General features: G+C 67.8%; 14 protein-coding genes. 9 read left to right on the forward strand and 5 right to left on the reverse strand.

All coding sequences use genetic code 11. The annotated features are described in order from the left end of the window. Positions 1–119: 119 nt before the first annotated feature. Positions 120–665 carry a WG repeat-containing protein gene (locus tag IAE41_RS04865; RefSeq protein ID WP_200732299.1) on the reverse strand — a complete coding sequence of 182 codons (546 nt, stop codon included), beginning with the start codon at positions 663–665 and terminating at the stop codon, positions 120–122. After that, the gene (locus IAE41_RS04870) at positions 662–2368 is read right to left on the reverse strand and encodes an alkaline phosphatase (protein ID WP_200732300.1); all 1707 of its coding nucleotides are present in this window, start codon (positions 2366–2368) and stop codon (positions 662–664) included. Before IAE41_RS04870 ends, IAE41_RS04865 begins: the two co-directional genes overlap by 4 nt. A gap of 153 nt (positions 2369–2521) precedes the next feature. On the opposite strand from IAE41_RS04870, the gene IAE41_RS04875 reads away from it, so the two are divergent. The 7 genes from IAE41_RS04875 (at position 2522) to IAE41_RS04905 (ending at position 9619) form a co-directional block, all read left to right on the forward strand. Then, positions 2522–3856 (forward strand): dicarboxylate/amino acid:cation symporter, encoded by a 1335-nt coding sequence (locus IAE41_RS04875; protein WP_200732301.1) that lies wholly within the window; start codon positions 2522–2524, stop codon positions 3854–3856. A gap of 231 nt (positions 3857–4087) precedes the next feature. Continuing rightward, positions 4088–4630: a hypothetical protein gene (locus IAE41_RS04880; protein ID WP_079222670.1), complete on the forward strand. Its 543-nt coding sequence runs from the start codon at positions 4088–4090 to the stop codon at positions 4628–4630. After that, positions 4627–5250 carry a hypothetical protein gene (locus tag IAE41_RS04885; RefSeq protein WP_079222669.1) on the forward strand — a complete coding sequence of 208 codons (624 nt, stop codon included), beginning with the start codon at positions 4627–4629 and terminating at the stop codon, positions 5248–5250. The genes IAE41_RS04880 and IAE41_RS04885 overlap by 4 nt, the downstream gene beginning before the upstream one ends. A 43-nt stretch (positions 5251–5293) precedes the next feature. After that, on the forward strand, positions 5294–6670 hold the full coding sequence (locus IAE41_RS04890) for an adhesin (RefSeq protein ID WP_200732302.1): 1377 nt from the start codon (positions 5294–5296) through the stop codon (positions 6668–6670). 140 nt (positions 6671–6810) lie between these two features. Further along, entirely contained in the window at positions 6811–7515 is a 705-nt protein-coding gene (locus tag IAE41_RS04895; protein WP_079222667.1) for a C39 family peptidase, read from the forward strand. A gap of 13 nt (positions 7516–7528) precedes the next feature. Next, entirely contained in the window at positions 7529–8278 is a 750-nt protein-coding gene (locus IAE41_RS04900) for a hypothetical protein (RefSeq protein ID WP_200732303.1), read from the forward strand. A gap of 45 nt (positions 8279–8323) precedes the next feature. Then, complete coding sequence (locus IAE41_RS04905; protein ID WP_079222665.1) at positions 8324–9619, forward strand: transporter; 1296 nt, start codon at positions 8324–8326, stop codon at positions 9617–9619. A gap of 108 nt (positions 9620–9727) precedes the next feature. Here IAE41_RS04905 and IAE41_RS04910 read toward each other — a convergent pair whose 3' ends face one another. The 3 genes from IAE41_RS04910 to IAE41_RS04920 all read right to left on the reverse strand — a co-directional run bounded on the left by IAE41_RS04910 (position 9728) and on the right by IAE41_RS04920 (position 12764). Further along, positions 9728–11080, reverse strand: a complete 1353-nt coding sequence (locus IAE41_RS04910) for a sigma 54-interacting transcriptional regulator (RefSeq protein ID WP_200732304.1) — start codon at positions 11078–11080, stop codon at positions 9728–9730. Between the two features lie 242 nt (positions 11081–11322). Further along, the gene (locus IAE41_RS04915; RefSeq protein WP_200732305.1) at positions 11323–12093 is read right to left on the reverse strand and encodes a C40 family peptidase; all 771 of its coding nucleotides are present in this window, start codon (positions 12091–12093) and stop codon (positions 11323–11325) included. 131 nt (positions 12094–12224) lie between these two features. Beyond that, positions 12225–12764 carry a C40 family peptidase gene (locus IAE41_RS04920; RefSeq protein WP_200732306.1) on the reverse strand — a complete coding sequence of 180 codons (540 nt, stop codon included), beginning with the start codon at positions 12762–12764 and terminating at the stop codon, positions 12225–12227. Positions 12765–12875: 111 nt separating this feature from the next. Here IAE41_RS04920 and IAE41_RS04925 point away from each other — a divergent pair, with 111 nt between their 5' ends. Beyond that, positions 12876–13358, forward strand: coding sequence for a peptidylprolyl isomerase (locus tag IAE41_RS04925; protein WP_079222661.1), 483 nt, complete (start codon positions 12876–12878; stop codon positions 13356–13358). 99 nt (positions 13359–13457) lie between these two features. Beyond that, a complete protein-coding gene (locus IAE41_RS04930; protein ID WP_200732307.1) occupies positions 13458–14702 on the forward strand; it encodes a DUF418 domain-containing protein in 1245 nt (414 codons plus the stop codon). Positions 14703–14803: the final 101 nt, after the last annotated feature.

Genomic DNA, 14803 nt, shown 5'->3' on the forward strand with positions numbered 1-14803 from the left:
GACGTACTTGCGGCGTCCCCGCAATCCGACACCGCCCCGCCAACCCACGGATAGCCCGCTGTTGCCTTTGACGTTGACGTTGCCTTGAGCAGGTGCAGGGCGCAGCCCTGCCAAAAAACCTACTTCACCCGGCGGCCCGAGCGGTCGATGCGGAACCATTCGCCGCCTTCCATCGGCGTATGCCCATCGCCATCCGGCGTCCCACGCCGGCACCCGTTGCAGACCTCCGCCACGCCATCCTTGAACGGCCACGCGAAATCGAACAGCGCCGGAATCACCTGGCGGAACTGCAGGTCGAAATAACCCACGCGATCGCCCACGCGCCCGCGCAGCAGGCCTTCCTGCGGCGTGTCCGGGCCGTTGTCCCAGGTCAGCACCGGCAGGCTGCGGCCCGTGCGGTCCACGTAGTGGAAGCCCTGGTCGGCATAGACCACCGCCAGCCCGTGGTCGTCGTAATCCAAGTCTTTCAGCGCCCCTGCACTGATCTTCAGCGTGTGCCCGACCACTTCGCAGCCGGGCAGGGCCCGCAGGCCGTGCTCATCGGTCAGCAGCTTGCAGTCCGGTGCCTGTGCCAGCGCCGCGCCACTGGCCATCAGGCTGCACAGCACCAGCGACCGCGCGAGGCGGCCACCGGCAGGCAGTGGTCGCAAAGGCCGCGCCGTCACTGCGCCTCACCCTTGCGTTCGAACGCGGTCGGCGCCGGCAGCTGCACCGGCACGCCCTTGTCATCGCAGGTGCCGGCCTGGCACAGGCGCTCGCGCAGGGCCGGGGTGGCCTGCACGATCATGTGGTAGATCGCGTTCTGCTCCAGCGTGCCACGGATGGCCTTGCTGCCCGGGCCACGTGCCCAGATGCCCACGTCTTCGCCACCGTGCGATTCGGACTTCATCGGCACCAGCGCTTCCTGCATGTAATCCGGGTGCGTCGTGTCCACCTCGTGCAGGTTCGGGCGGCCATTGGCCTGCTCGAAGCTGCTCGGGTTGTGCGGGTAGACCTTCGGGCCGGCCGGCTGCTGGTTGGTCGCGCCGGTGTGGCCCGGGCCGTTGGCGTAGCTCAGGGTGGTGTACGGCTGGCCGTTGCCGTCCAGTGCGTAGTCCAGCTTGCCGGCACCGTCTTCGCCGCCCTTGTCCTTCACCTTGCCCAGGATCGGGTTGCCACGCGCCGGGTAGCCGACGAAGTTGAGGGTGTGCGAGTGGTCGGCGGTGACGATGATCAGGGTGTCATCGGCCGAGGTCAGTTCGTTGGCCACGCGCACTGCATCGGACAGGGCAACGGTTTCGGTCAGCGCGCGGTAGGCGTTGCCACTGTGGTTGGCATGGTCGATGCGCGCGCCTTCGATCATCAGCACGTAGCCTTCCTTGTGCTGGGCCAGGTTCTTGATTGCCGCGGCGGTCAGTTCGGCCAGGCTCGGCTCGCCGGACGGATCCTGCGGGCGCTCGTATTCGTAACGCATGTGGTCCGGTTCGAACAGGCCGAGCAGGGCCGGGGCGTTGGCGGCGGCGGCCAGCTGCTTGCTGTTCCACACATACGCACCCTGCGGATGCGCCTGCTGCCATTCCTGCACCAGGCTGCGGCCGTCCAGGCGCTGGCCGACCTTGTCGTCATATTCGGGGTCGCGCTCTTCCACGGTGGTGAACTCGCCACGACCGCCGCCCAGGGCGACCAGCGGGCCACGCCCATAGCGCGAGGTGGACAGCAACTGCTGGGCGATGTCCTGGCAGCCGGCGGCCTTGGCTTCCTCGGTCAGGTCGGTGTCGTTTTCCCAGTTGCGCTCGGGCGAATGGGCGTAGGTGGCGGCCGGGGTGGCGTGGGTCAGGCGTGCGGTGGAGACGATACCGGTGGCCAGGCCGGCGCTGTCGGCCAGCTGCAGCCAGGTCAGCAGGCCCTTGGACAGGCTGTCGGCGCAGTCGGTGCGGCTGCCGGCGCTGACGCCGATAGCGCCCATATGGGTCTTCACGCCGGTGGTGATGGCGGTCATGGTGCCGGCCGAATCCGGCGTCTGCGAATCGGTGTTGTAGGTCTTGCTGAACGCGGTGGCCGGGAAGCGCTCCCACGACAGCAGGTTCTCTTCGCCGGCGCTGCCCTTGCGCTGGCCTTCATAGATGCGCGCGGCGGCCACGGTGGTCAGGCTCATGCCATCGCCCAGGAACAGGATGACGTTCTTGGCCTTGCCGGCCATCGCGCCGTTGGCTGCGGCCTGTGCGGCGCCACTGCGGTACCACCACTGCGGGGTCTCGCCGGCCGGGTGGGCGACGGGATCAACGGCGACCTTCAGGCCGGCCGGGGCGGAGGCGGGGGTGGTGCTGGCGCAGGCGCCCAGCAGCAGGGTGGTGGCGCAGGCGGCCAACAGGGAGACGGAACGACGCATGGACGCTGGGATCTCACAAAGTGTAACGGGGCGTTCATTATGCCCAACCCTGCAATGCACGCCGATGACACACTGTTTGCCGGTGGGGCGGTCGTACCGCCCGCCCGCTTGGGCTATCGTGCCAGCATCCCTTCCTTCCCCCCTGGATTGCCTATGAAGCTGGTCTCTGCCTGGCTGCGGATTCCATTCTGGCAGCGCGTGGTCGGTGGCTTCGTGCTCGGCGCGCTGGCGGGCTGGGCGCTTGGCCCGGCCGCCGAAACGTGGTTCGGCCCGCTCGGCGAACTGTATGTCACCCTGATCAAGATGATCGCGGTGCCGCTGGTGTTCTTCGCGGTCATCAACGCGATCTCGTCGCTGCATGGCCAGAAATCGGTCGCCGCGCTCAGTGGCCGCACCTTCCTGTGGTTCGTGATTACTGCGGCACTGGCGGTGTGCGTGGGCCTGGGCGTTGGCACGGTGCTGCAGCCTGGTGCCGGTGGCCTGCAACTGTCGATGGCCAGCAACTACGTGCCGCGCGAAGTGCCCAGCGTGGTGCAGGTGCTGCTGGACGTGGTGCCGGCCAACGTGTTCTACGCGCTGTCGGGCATCGGCACCAAGGTCAACGCCGCCGGCGAGACCGTGCTGGCGGCCGGTCGCGGTTCGATCCTGCCGGTCATCTTCTTCGCCGGCCTGGTCGGCTTTGCCATCGTCAAACTGGGCGAGAAGGTGACCGAGGCGCGCAAGCTGGTCGGGCAGATGAGCGACATCATGATCCAGGTGACCCGCTTCGTGCTGGAAGTCACCCCGATCGGTACGTTCGGCCTGATCGCCGGCCTGGTCGGCAGCTACGGCTTCGAGAAGCTGCTGCCGCTGGGCCATTTCGTGCTGGCCCTGTACGTGGCCTGCGCGCTGCACATCGTGGTGGTCTACAGCGCGCTGCTGCTGTCGCACGGCCTGAATCCGCTGAAGTTCTTCCGCGGTGCGGCGCCGGGCATGCAGGTGGCGTTCGTCAGCTCGTCCAGCTTCGCCGCGATGCCGGTGGCATTGCGTTCGATCACCCACAACCTGGGCGTGAACAAGGATTACGGTTCGTTCGCGGTGCCGCTGGGCGCGAGCATCAAGATGGACGGCTGTGGTGCGATCTATCCGGCGCTGTGCGCGGTGTTCATCGCCCAGTACAGCGGCGTGCCGCTGACGCCCGAGCAGTACGTGGTGGTGCTGATCGCTTCGGTGCTGGGCAGCTTCGGCACCGCCGGCGTACCGGGTACGGCGGTCATCATGGCCACCGTGGTGCTGAGTGCGGCCAACCTGCCGCTGGAAACCATCGGCTACCTGTACGCGATCGACCGCATCCTGGACATGATGCGCACGATGACGAACGTGACCGGCCAGATGCTGGTGCCGGTGCTGGTGGCCAAGGAAACCGGCCTGCTCGACCAGGCGGTGTACGACAACCCGTCCACCAATGTCGGCCTGGACGATCCCGACCCGACGCCGCCGCGTAGCTGAAGCGGCACTGCAACGGGCTGTATCAGCACCTGTAACACCGCTGATACAGCCCCCGCCGGGCCTTGTGCAGCGTTGTTTCCTGCACGTTAAGGCAAACGAAATCCGAACGACTCTGTAACACCCTGCTGGCAATCCACCGCGCTGCAAGTGGCTGAACCGCTTGCTACCAAGGCGTTTGGAAGTTGGCACGGAAGCTGCTCTGTCCCTGCGCATACGCAACGGGAGAGCGGCATGGACAGCAGCACCACCCATCTCGGTTCCTCGGTCCGGCAGCTGGCGCTGCTGCTGGCCCTGGCCTGCCCGCTGGCGGCTGCCGCCTCCGGTGCACGCCAGGGTGTGAAGCCGCAGCCGGGCGAAATCGTCCTGCTGCGGGATGTGGCCGCACGTCCGGCCTATCGCATGGCGCCGCCCGGCATGGCGTTGATCGCCGACCCCAAACCGCAGCATGAGATCGCCACCGCACTCGGCAGCGGCGGCGGCTCCAGCGGCATGGACGAACTGAGCGATGACGACTATGCCGGGCTCGGCGCGGGCCAGACCGGCCACCTGGCCGCGCCCGGCGGCACCACCGTGGAGCGGGTGACCCACCAGGCACTCGGCGGCACCCTGGGCCGTTCCAGTGACGGCGCGCTCGGCGGCAACGCCCTGGGCGGCGCGATGAGCGGCCCGCTGGGTGCAGTCGGCAATACCACCCGCGGCATCGGCGACACCGTACGCGGCGCGCTGGCACAGTTCCCGCTCGGTGCGGCTGCGCCGCAGGGCGGTGGCAAGTGAAGCGCGCGGCACGTGGCGCGCTGCTGCTGGTGCTGGCGGCTGCGCCGGCCCTGGCCTGGGCCGATGATTACAGCGGCATGCTGTCCTACCTGGACGTGGCCCGCATCGGCGACCGCGCGCTGGCCGGTGCCAGCGGCGCCATCATGGTCAACCAGGCCAGCGGCGACCTGAACATCCAGGCCAACCTGCAGGGCATGGCAACCGGCGACCAGGCCAACGTCGCCATCGCCGCACGCCAGCAGCGCCATGCCGACGTGGTGCTGTCCGGGCCGCTGCAGGCCAGCGCACATATCGAAGGCCAGGCGCTGGAAGGCGCCAGTGGCATCGCATCGATCAACCAGACCAGCGGCATCGCCAACACGACGCTCAACGTCGTCAGCGCGACGCTGGCCCGGCAAGGGATACGCGAGACCGACGACGCGGCTTTGGCGGCGTCGGACATCGCGTCAGCAGGGGGGCAGGGCGACACCGGCGACGGTGTTGCGGCGGGTATCCGTAGTGTCGGCGTTTCCGCGTCGGCACTGCGGGGCTTCGACGGTGTCCTGCAACTCAATCAGATCGCGGGAGCCCGCAACGACACGGCCAACGTGCTTGGCCTGGTCGTCCAGGGCAACCCGTGAGCAGTACCCACCACCCGATGTATCACTGATGAGAGAGGGCACCATGAAAGCGACCATCAAGCAGTCTCTGCTCGCCATGGCAATTGCTTCTGCCTCGACCGCTGCCGCGGCCAATGGCTGGGACAACCAGAACGCCAACGCGAACATCAACCACAACCATGTCGTGACCGAGACCCGCAACGACACCCACAACCACACCGACAACGAGGTCCGCAACTGGACCCGTACCAGCACCACGGTGCGCAACAACACCGACAGCTCCACCGTGACCCGCAACCGCATGGTCAACGAGCAGGTACAGAAGAACAGCAACATCCAGGCCGACGAGCGCAAGGAAAAGAACAACCACGGCGTCGACGTGAACCTGGAAAAGGACCTGCGCCTGAGCAGTGACGTGAACTTCTCCGGCGATCCGACCATCACCGGCAACATCGACCTGGATTCGGCCGCCATCGCGGTCATCGACAACCGCCAGTCGATCAGCCACAACACCGCCGGCAACAGCCTGCTCACCAACAGCGCCTCGATCGCCGATGACGTCGGTTCCGGTGCGTCCGGCAACCTCGGCTTCAACGTCGCTGCCGGTGACAACAACGCGCAGGACAACGCCGCTTCGCTGTCCGCCGCTGACGCGTCCTTCAGCTTCGGCATGGCCGACGCCGAAGTGTTCGTCAACCAGTCCGGCATGGGCAACACCACCGTCAACTACGGCGTCACCAACGCCGCCGGCCTCGGTGGCAATGCCTTCAGCGGCGCGTCGGGCAACATCGGCGTGAACATCGCTTCGGGCAACAACAACGAGCAGAAGAACGCGCTCGCTGCTTCGGTTGCCACCAGTGCGATGGCCCAGTCCAGCATCAGCTCCAACCAGGTCTCCAGCGGCAATGCCGTGAGCAACGCGGGCTTCGTGCAGTCCTACACCGACACCGTGGAAGTGGGCATGAGCGGTGGCGTGGGCGGCCTGACCCTGGCCTATGGCGCGGGCACCTACCGCGGCACCGGCAATGCCTACCAGATGGCCAACTACTATCTGGATACCTGGAGTGGCGATCTGCCGCACCCGGGTGGCAACGCCACCGGCCACATCGATCTGGACAACGAGATCCAGAACGCCACGCCGAACCCGGGCCGTCCGGGCGTCGGTGGCCTGGGCTTCGATACGCGTGAAAGCGGCACCAGCCAGTTCGTCGAGCTGGGCATCGCCGACCTGTACGCCAGCCTGAGCGGCACCGTCACGACCACCCGCTGGGTGAACGTGAATGCGACCAACACCGCGGCGCTGTCGGGCAGTGCGTTCTCGGGCGCCTCCGGCAACATCGGCGTGAACGTCGCCTCGGGCACCGGCAACCTGCAGGCCAACAGCCTGGCCCTGGCCGTGGCACAGCCGAGCACCGGTGGCGGCACCGGCGGCGGCGAGTAACTCCTGGCGTGACCGCTTTCGCAGCGAAGCTGCGTTGAGTGCAACAAGCCCGGCCATCCGCCAATGGCCGGGTTCCCCCGGGAGCCCCTGCTCCTCCTCCCCCTTGGGGCAGGGGCTCCTTCCTTCCGCTGGAGGGCACCATGGCCGCACACCGCTGCTGGATCCGCCTGTTGTCCTGCCTGCTGTTGCTGGGCAGCGCCCATGCGTGGGCAGGCGATATCGCGTTCACGGGCGTACTGCCCAATGGCGCGCTGATGCAGCAGAAGGTGGAAAGCATGCAGGAGCGGCGCTACCGCAACCTGGTGCGGCAGCACACCGATTACAGCTGTGGCGCGGCCGCACTGGCCACCATCCTGCGCTACGCCTACCACCTGGACACCACCGAAGCGACGGTGATCGAAGGGATGATGGGCGTGTCCGATCCGCAGCTGGTGAAGGAACGCGGTTTCTCGCTGCTGGACATCAAGCGCTATGTCGAATCACTGGGCATGCGCGGGCGTGGCTACCGCATCGACGAGAACCGGCTGCGCACGTTGCGCGTGCCCGGCCTGGTCCTGATGGACGTGCGCGGGTTCCGCCATTTCGTGGTGCTCAAGCAGGTCCGTGGCGGCATCGTCGAGGTGGCCGATCCGATCCTCGGCAACCGCAGCCTGTCACTGGCTGAATTCAACGAAGCGTGGCCGTCGCGTGCTGTTTTCGTCGTGATCGGCAGCGACTTCGATCGCAATACCGTTCTTCTGCAACCCAGCGAGCGGCCCAGTGCACGTGCGTTGTACGCGCGGCAGGGCCCGATCACCGATGCCGAACTGGTCGATTTCGGCTTCAGCCACGCCGACCTGTTCTGAAGGAGGCTCGATCATGCTGTGCCAACGTCTGTTGATCGCCACGCTGCTGCTGTTGCCGGTGCTGCCCGCCTGGGCGGCTGAAGGCGCACCAGGACGTGGCCTGAAGGAAATACCCGATCCCGAACTGAACCTGATGCGTGGCCGCTACACCGTAGGCGGCAACAACGTCGCCTGGTTCGGGGTGACGATGATCTCGCAGTGGCAGGGCCCCAACGGCAGCAGCGTGCAGGGCGCGCTGACGCTGGGCATGGACTTCCGCCAGGGCGGTACGCCACGGCTGACGTTCCAGCCGCACGTGCAGGTCACCAACGCCGATGCCGCGCTGCCCACCACGGACAGCCGCAGCATCGACAGCAGCGGCCTGGCCAACGCCACCGGCCTGGTGCAGGCGGTGCAGGTGGCCGGCGATGGCAACACCGCGCGCAACGTGACCACCCTGACCGTACGTGACGGCGCAGTGCCGACCACCAGCGACGACGGCACCCGCATCGCGCAGATGCAGCAGGGCGGGGCCAGCGCGACGGCGGTGCTCGATGGCAACCAGGCGCGCCTGATGCTGCAGATCGACGGCCAGGGCCTGGTCCAGCAGTGGATCCGCAATGGCAGCGTCGGCCAGGGCATCGCCCTGTCCGGTGATGGCCAAGTGGCAAGCAACCGGCTGCAGCTTGAGCTGGTGCGCAACACCGTGGCCAGCAACCAGCCGTTGAGCCAGAACGTGGCCCAGGCGATCGCGCTGAACCGCGGCATGGGCCCGGGCCAGTAACACGGCCTGGTCAAGGGGGAAGGACGGACAACGCAGGCCAACGACATGCACACTTATTTGCGGCTTACCCCGCTGGCGCTGGCGGCGCTGGCGGCCAATGCCTTCGCCCAGGAACCGGCGACGGAGGCCAAGGACGGTGCCGACGTACAGGCGCTGATTTCCCAGCTGGAACAGCTCAAGGCCAACTACGCACAGGAAGTGCGCCGCCTGCGCGAGCTGGACATGCAGGTGCAGGCCATGCAGGCCCGCCTGAGCGGACGTGCCGGCGGCGCCACGACCCCGGCAGCACCCCTCGCCCCGGCGGCCGCAGCCGCAGCGCCACCCAGCAGCGAGGGGTATGCCAGCACCGCGGCCGAGGCCCAGCAGGCCAAGCAGGAGGCGCGGCGCAGCGTGGATGACGTGAAACAGCAGCAGGCAGCGCTGTTCTCGCGCAGGTTCACCTTGGAAAACAGCCTCACCTACGCGCGATACGACCGCAAGCAGCTCAGCCTCAACGGCTTCCTGGCCTTGGATGCGATCTTCCTCGGCAACATCGCCATCGAGAACGTCGAATCCGATTCGCTGACCTACAACCTGGCCGCGCGCTGGGGTGTCAGCCCGAACCTGACGTTGAACATGGACGTGCCCTACCTGGCACGGCGCACCGTGTACCAGAAGGGCGGTGCGGGTGGTGCGGCGGCGGCCATCGCGCAGGAAGAGACCAATGGCAACGGCCTGGGTGATATCAGCGCGAGCGCCAACTACCGCCTGTTCGGCGAGCGTGGCTGGCGCCCGGAAACAGTGCTGACCGGCGGCGTCACCGCACCCACCGGCCGCGCGCCCTATGGCCTGGACTGGAAGGTGCTCGAGCGCGATGACGATGACTACATCCGCTTCGCGGTGCCGCGCGAACAACCGACCGGCAACGGCGTATGGCAGGCCAACCTGGGCGTGTCGATGGTGAAGACCGCCGACCCGGCCATCCTGTTCGCCAATGCCGGCTACATCCATTCCTTCCCGCGCGGCTTCGACGATATCGACAGCAACCCGGACACCGTGAATCCCGGCGACGTGAAGCTGGGCGGGTCGGTGTACTTCGGTGCCGGCGTGGCCTTCGCCTTCAACGAGCGCACGAGCCTGAGCATTTCCTTCAGCGACAAGATCAGCGCACGCGCGTCGACGCGGTTCCAGGGCGGGCAGTGGGTGAAGGTGATCGGCAGCGATGCCAATGCAGCGTCGTTGAACCTGGGCGTGACGTATGCGCTGAATCAGCACGCGACGATGGTGACGCTGCTGGGCATCGGCCTGACCCCGGATGCACCGGACTTCACCCTGTCGTTCAAGGTGCCGTACATGTTGTAGCCGATTGCGGTGATGACGCATCGGTAACGCCGGGCTTCGCCCGGCGTTCTTTTTTCTCGCAGCGGCGCTCACGCTTTCAGTAGAGCCGAGCCATGCTCGGCTGGCTTCCTACCGTTCCGGTGGCAGCTCCAGCCGGTGCTTCCGGCACAACCGGTACACCGTCACCCGCGATACCTGCATGTGCCGCGCGCAGGCCGATACGTTGTAGCCATGCATCTTCAGTGTCCGCAGCAGCACATCGCGCTCGACCTGGCCGCGGGCATCCTGCAGCACCGCGCGCGGGGCAGGCGTCTCGGCGTCGGCCATGTCCAGGTCGCTGGCGCTGATCAGTTCGTGTTCGCTGACGATCGCCGCGCGCTGCACCCGGTTCAACAGTTCGCGCACGTTGCCGGGCCAGTCGAAGTGGCGCATCGCCAGGCGCGCGCCGGGATCGAAACCGCGCGCGCGGCCCGGATGGCGGTTGCGGAAGCTGCGCAGGAAATGCTCGGCCAGGAGCAGCACGTCGTTGCCACGGTCACGCAGCGCCGGCATCGGCAGCCGCAGCACGTTGAGCCGGTAGTACAGGTCGCGGCGGAACCGCCCCTGGGCCACGGCCTGCTCGAGGTCGACATGGGTGGCCGCCAGCACGCGCACGTCCACCCGCAGGGGCTGGTTGCTGCCGACCCGTTCCAGGGTGCCTTCCTGCAGCACCCGCAGCAGGCTGGTCTGGGCGTCGGCAGGCAGGTCGCCCACCTCGTCCAGGAACACCGTGCCGCCGTCGGCGGTTTCAAACAGGCCCACCCGGCGCTGCGCGGCCCCGGTGAAGGCACCGCGCTCGTGGCCGAACAGCTCCGACTGCACCAGGCTGGCGGGAATGGCGCCGCAGTTGACCGCCAGGAAGGGCCGGCCGGCACGACCGGACAAGGCGTGCAGGGCCTGCGCCGCCAGCTCCTTGCCGGTGCCGGTTTCGCCGGTGACCAGCACCGGCAGTTCGACCGGGGCGAACTTGTGCAGGGCAGCCCGCACGGCCAACAGCGCCTGGCTGTCGCCGATCAGGGCCGGCAGGCCGCCGCCGTCGCGCATCGATGCCGTGGCCGGATCCTCCTCGCCGCAGTCACGCTGCATCGCCGTCAGCAGGTCCTGCAGTTCGCGGGGCAGGGTGAACTGGTCCTGGCAGGCACGCAGCAGCGGTGCCCAGCTGGGCGGCGGTGCATCCAGGCCTGCCGGCAGCACGGCCAGCCAGGGCAGGTGGTGGTGCTGCTCGACCCAGGGCAGCAAGGGCCCCAGCGCCTCTGCATCGAGATGGCGCAGGTCCAGCACGGCCACCAGGTGGTCGCGCCCGCGCAGGCCCACGGCCATGGCGGGCGAGGGGCTGACGCAGCGCAGCTGCCAACCGGCGGCCGCCAGCGCCTCGCGCTCGCCCGCCAGGGGCTGGCCGAACCAGATCACACAGCGTGATGGAACCTGCAGGCTTGCCGCCATGCCTTCCCCCAAGCATCCGGGCAACGCGGGCGGTGTCAGACTGGGCATCGCCGCGTGCCGCCCCACGCCGGGATGCCATGGCCGCATCCAGCGGCCCGTCGCGGCAGGTATCCCGCCGTGACATCAAAGACCAACGCAGGCCGCGCCGGCCAGCGGCCACGCATCGGCGCTGCAGGACAGGCGGGCAACAAAAAAGCCGCTGCAGGGCAGCGGCTTCCGGTGCGGGCGCGGGTGCGGCGGGCTCAGAGCTCGACGCGGCGTGCCTGCATGAACTTGTTGCCCCAGTAGCCGGTCAGCAGGGTGTCGACGCGGACGTCCTTGCCGGTGCTCGGTGCGTGCAGGAAGCGGCCTTCGCCGACATAGATGCCGACATGGTCGACGCGACCCTTGCGGCCGAAGAAGACCAGGTCGCCGGCGGCCAGCGCGGCACGGTCGTTGATCAGTTCGGCATTGTTGTCATGCGCCATTTCGCGCGAGACGCGCGGCAGCTCGATGCCCAGGGCCGAGCGGAACACGTAACCGACCAGGCCGCTGCAGTCGAAGCCGCTGTCCGGGTTGCTGCCACCCCAACGGTAGGGGGTGCCCAGCAGGGTCATCGCACGGCGCAGCAGGGACTGCACCTTGCCGTTGTCATCCAGGTTGCCCACCACGGCGCCGGTGGCGACGCTGCTGGTGTCGTAGTTGGCGAGCAGGCGGCTGAGGTCGCCGGCAACCATGGCCGAGCGGTCCATCAGCGGAATGGTGTCGTTGGCGGCCAGATGCGGCAGCAGGGCGGCCAGGGTGGCGCTGGCGGCGGCATCGGCGCGGCTGCGCTGGGGAGCGGCAGCGTCGGCCTTGGCGGCCGGCCGGGCGGTCTCGGCCACCGGGGCCGGGGTCGCATCGGTCTTGGCGGGGGCACTCTGCGACCAGGCCGGGAGGCTGGTCAGACACAGCGCCAGGCCCAGGAAAAGCGGGCGGACACTACGTGAAGAAGCGGCGGTCTGGCCTTGGCCTTGCAGGTCGTCAGTCGTCACGCGTCGGTCACAGGAAAAAAACGATGGGGCATCATGCCCTGTAAAAGCGTCAATAAGTTAAAAATTCCGTTAATAAAACGTTATTCACGCAGTGATTTCCGTCACAGTTTTGAACATATCGCCTGTTCATTTTAGCGAAGAACGCGTTTCGCTCCTGTGTAGTGGTCTTTCCAGTAGGCGCCGCTGAGCGAGTCCAGGCGGACGGTGCCGCCGGTGCTCGGCGCGTGCACGAAACGGCCTTCGCCGACGTAGATGCCGACATGGGTGACGTTGCCGCGGCTGCCGAAGAACACCAGATCGCCAGTGGCCAGGCGCTGCGGGTCGATCTTCGGCCCCTGCACGGCGGCCAGGTCGCGCGAGGTGCGCGGCAGCTTCAGGTCGACCATCTCGCGGTACACGTAGGTCACCAGGCCGCTGCAGTCAAAGCCCGAGTCGGGCGTGTTGCCGCCATAGCGGTAGGGCGTGCCGACCAGGCTGATGGCGCGCATCAGTACCGAATTGGCGGCCTCGGGGTTGTCCGGCGTGGTGGCCGGCCAGTGCGCCGACGGCGGCGGCGTGGCGGGGCGGACGGCCTTGCCGCCACCGCAGGCGGCCAGCAGCAGGGGCAGGGCCAGCAGCAGGGCGGGCGCGAGGATCCGGCGCAGGCCGGACGAAACTGGCGTCTTTTGCATGTTCTCCGGATAATGCGCCACCTTGGATTGGCCGTCATGATGGCGGCGTCCCCGCCGGGCGACAACCCGCCCCAACCCGCCTGCCTCCGGCAGATCCAGACAGAGTTGCGCATGAAGATCGAAAAAGACCGCGTTGTCCGCTTCCACTACACCGTCTCCGAGGTCGGCCAGGCGCCGATCGAATCGTCCAAGGACCGCGGTGAGCCGCTGTCGATCCTGATCGGCCACGGCAACATCATCCCGGGCCTGGAAAACGCCATGATGGACAAGGAAGCCGGCGCGACCTTCGACGTCGATGTCACGGCGGCCGATGCCTACGGCGAGCGTCGCGAGGGCCTGTCCCAGCGCGTGCCGAAGAAGCACTTCGGCAACGCCAAGCTGGTCCCGGGCCAGCAGGTGGTGCTGCAGACCAACTTCGGCCCGCGCGCGGTCACCGTGCAGAAGGTCGGCATGAGCGTGGTCGACGTCGACCTGAACCACCCGATGGCCGGCAAGGACCTGCATTTCGACGTCGAGATCGTCGAAGTGCGCGAAGCCGCCAAGGAAGAAATCGACCACGGCCATGTCCATGGCGACGGTGGCCACCAGCACTGATCGCAGCGCGATCGTGAGGGCAGCAACGACCCGCTCCGGCGGGTCGTTGCGTTTCTGGAACACGGCGCGGCCGTCCACGGCGCGCAGGGCGGCGGCATAATGGCGGACCTGCCTGCCGGATGCCCCGTGAACGCCGCTTCCCTTTCCCTGCAGCCGGTGGCTTCCGGCGAACGCATCGCCGTGCTGGACGTGCTGCGCGGAGTGGCCCTGCTGGGCATCCTGCTGATGAACATCGAGGCCTTCAGCGGACCGCTGGACCTGGCCTTCACCGGCATCGACGCGCGCTGGCACGGGCTGGATTACGTGGCCGACGCCTTCGTCTACATCTTCGTGCAGGGCAAGTTCTTCACCCTGTTCTCGCTGTTGTTCGGTGCCGGCTTCGCGGTCATGGCGCAACGCGCGCAGGCGGCTGGCCGCGAGTTCACCCCGTTCTACCTGCGGCGCAGCCTCGGCCTGGCGCTGATCGGCCTGTGCCATGCGCTGCTGGTGTGGTCCGGCGACATCCTGGTGCTGTACGCGCTGGTGTCGCTGCCGCTGCTGGCCTGCCGCGAAGCGCCGCGCAGCTGGTTGCCGTGGATGGGCATCGTGGTCTACCTGGCCGGCGTGTCGATGATGCTGCTGATCGGCGCGATCGTGACGCTCTCGCCGGCGCAGGACCTGCAGAAGATGGTGGTCGATGCGCAGCAGGCCATCGACCAGCAGCGGCTGGTGTACGGGCAGGGTAGCTGGATGCAGGGCAACGTGCAGCGCCTGCATGAGTTCGGTTCTTCGCTGGGCGCGCTGGTGATCACCGGGCCGGAAGTGCTGGGCATGTTCCTTATCGGCAGCTGGTTTGCCGGCAGCGGGGCGCTGGCCGAACCGGACCGATTCCCCCGCCTGTATGCCGGCCTGCGCTGGGTCGCACTGCCGCTGGGCCTGCTGGTCACGCTCGCCGGGGTGCTGTGGAAGCCCTACCTCGCGCCGGGCCAGTACACCCTGGAAACCACGGCGGTGATGTCGCTGGTGTCGGTTGGTGCGGTGCCGATGTGCCTGGGCTACCTGGCCTGGATCGTGCACTGGCGCGCGCGGCTCGGCTGGCTGGCACCGGCAGGGCGCATGGCGCTGACCCACTATCTGGCGCAGTCGCTGGCCTGCACCTGGCTGTTCAACCATTACGGGCTGGGCGGGTTCGACCTGATGCCGCGCGCCTGGCAGGTGGTGTTCGCGCTGCTGCTGTTCGCGCTGCAGGTGGGCATCTCGCACTGGTGGCTGCGGCGCTTCCGCTTCGGCCCGATGGAATGGCTGTGGCGCGCGATGACCTACCGGCAGTGGCCGCCCATGCGCCGCGAGGTCGCGCAGGGCTGATTCCCGCCTGTGCCGCTCACGTTGCGCTGCATGTTCCCCATGGCATGCTCGGCCACGGCAGCGGCACCCTCCACGCAGGGCGTGGATCCATGATTCTCCCT

Source organism: Stenotrophomonas sp. S39 (assembly GCF_016624665.1).
Classification (GTDB): Bacteria; Pseudomonadota; Gammaproteobacteria; order Xanthomonadales; family Xanthomonadaceae; genus Stenotrophomonas.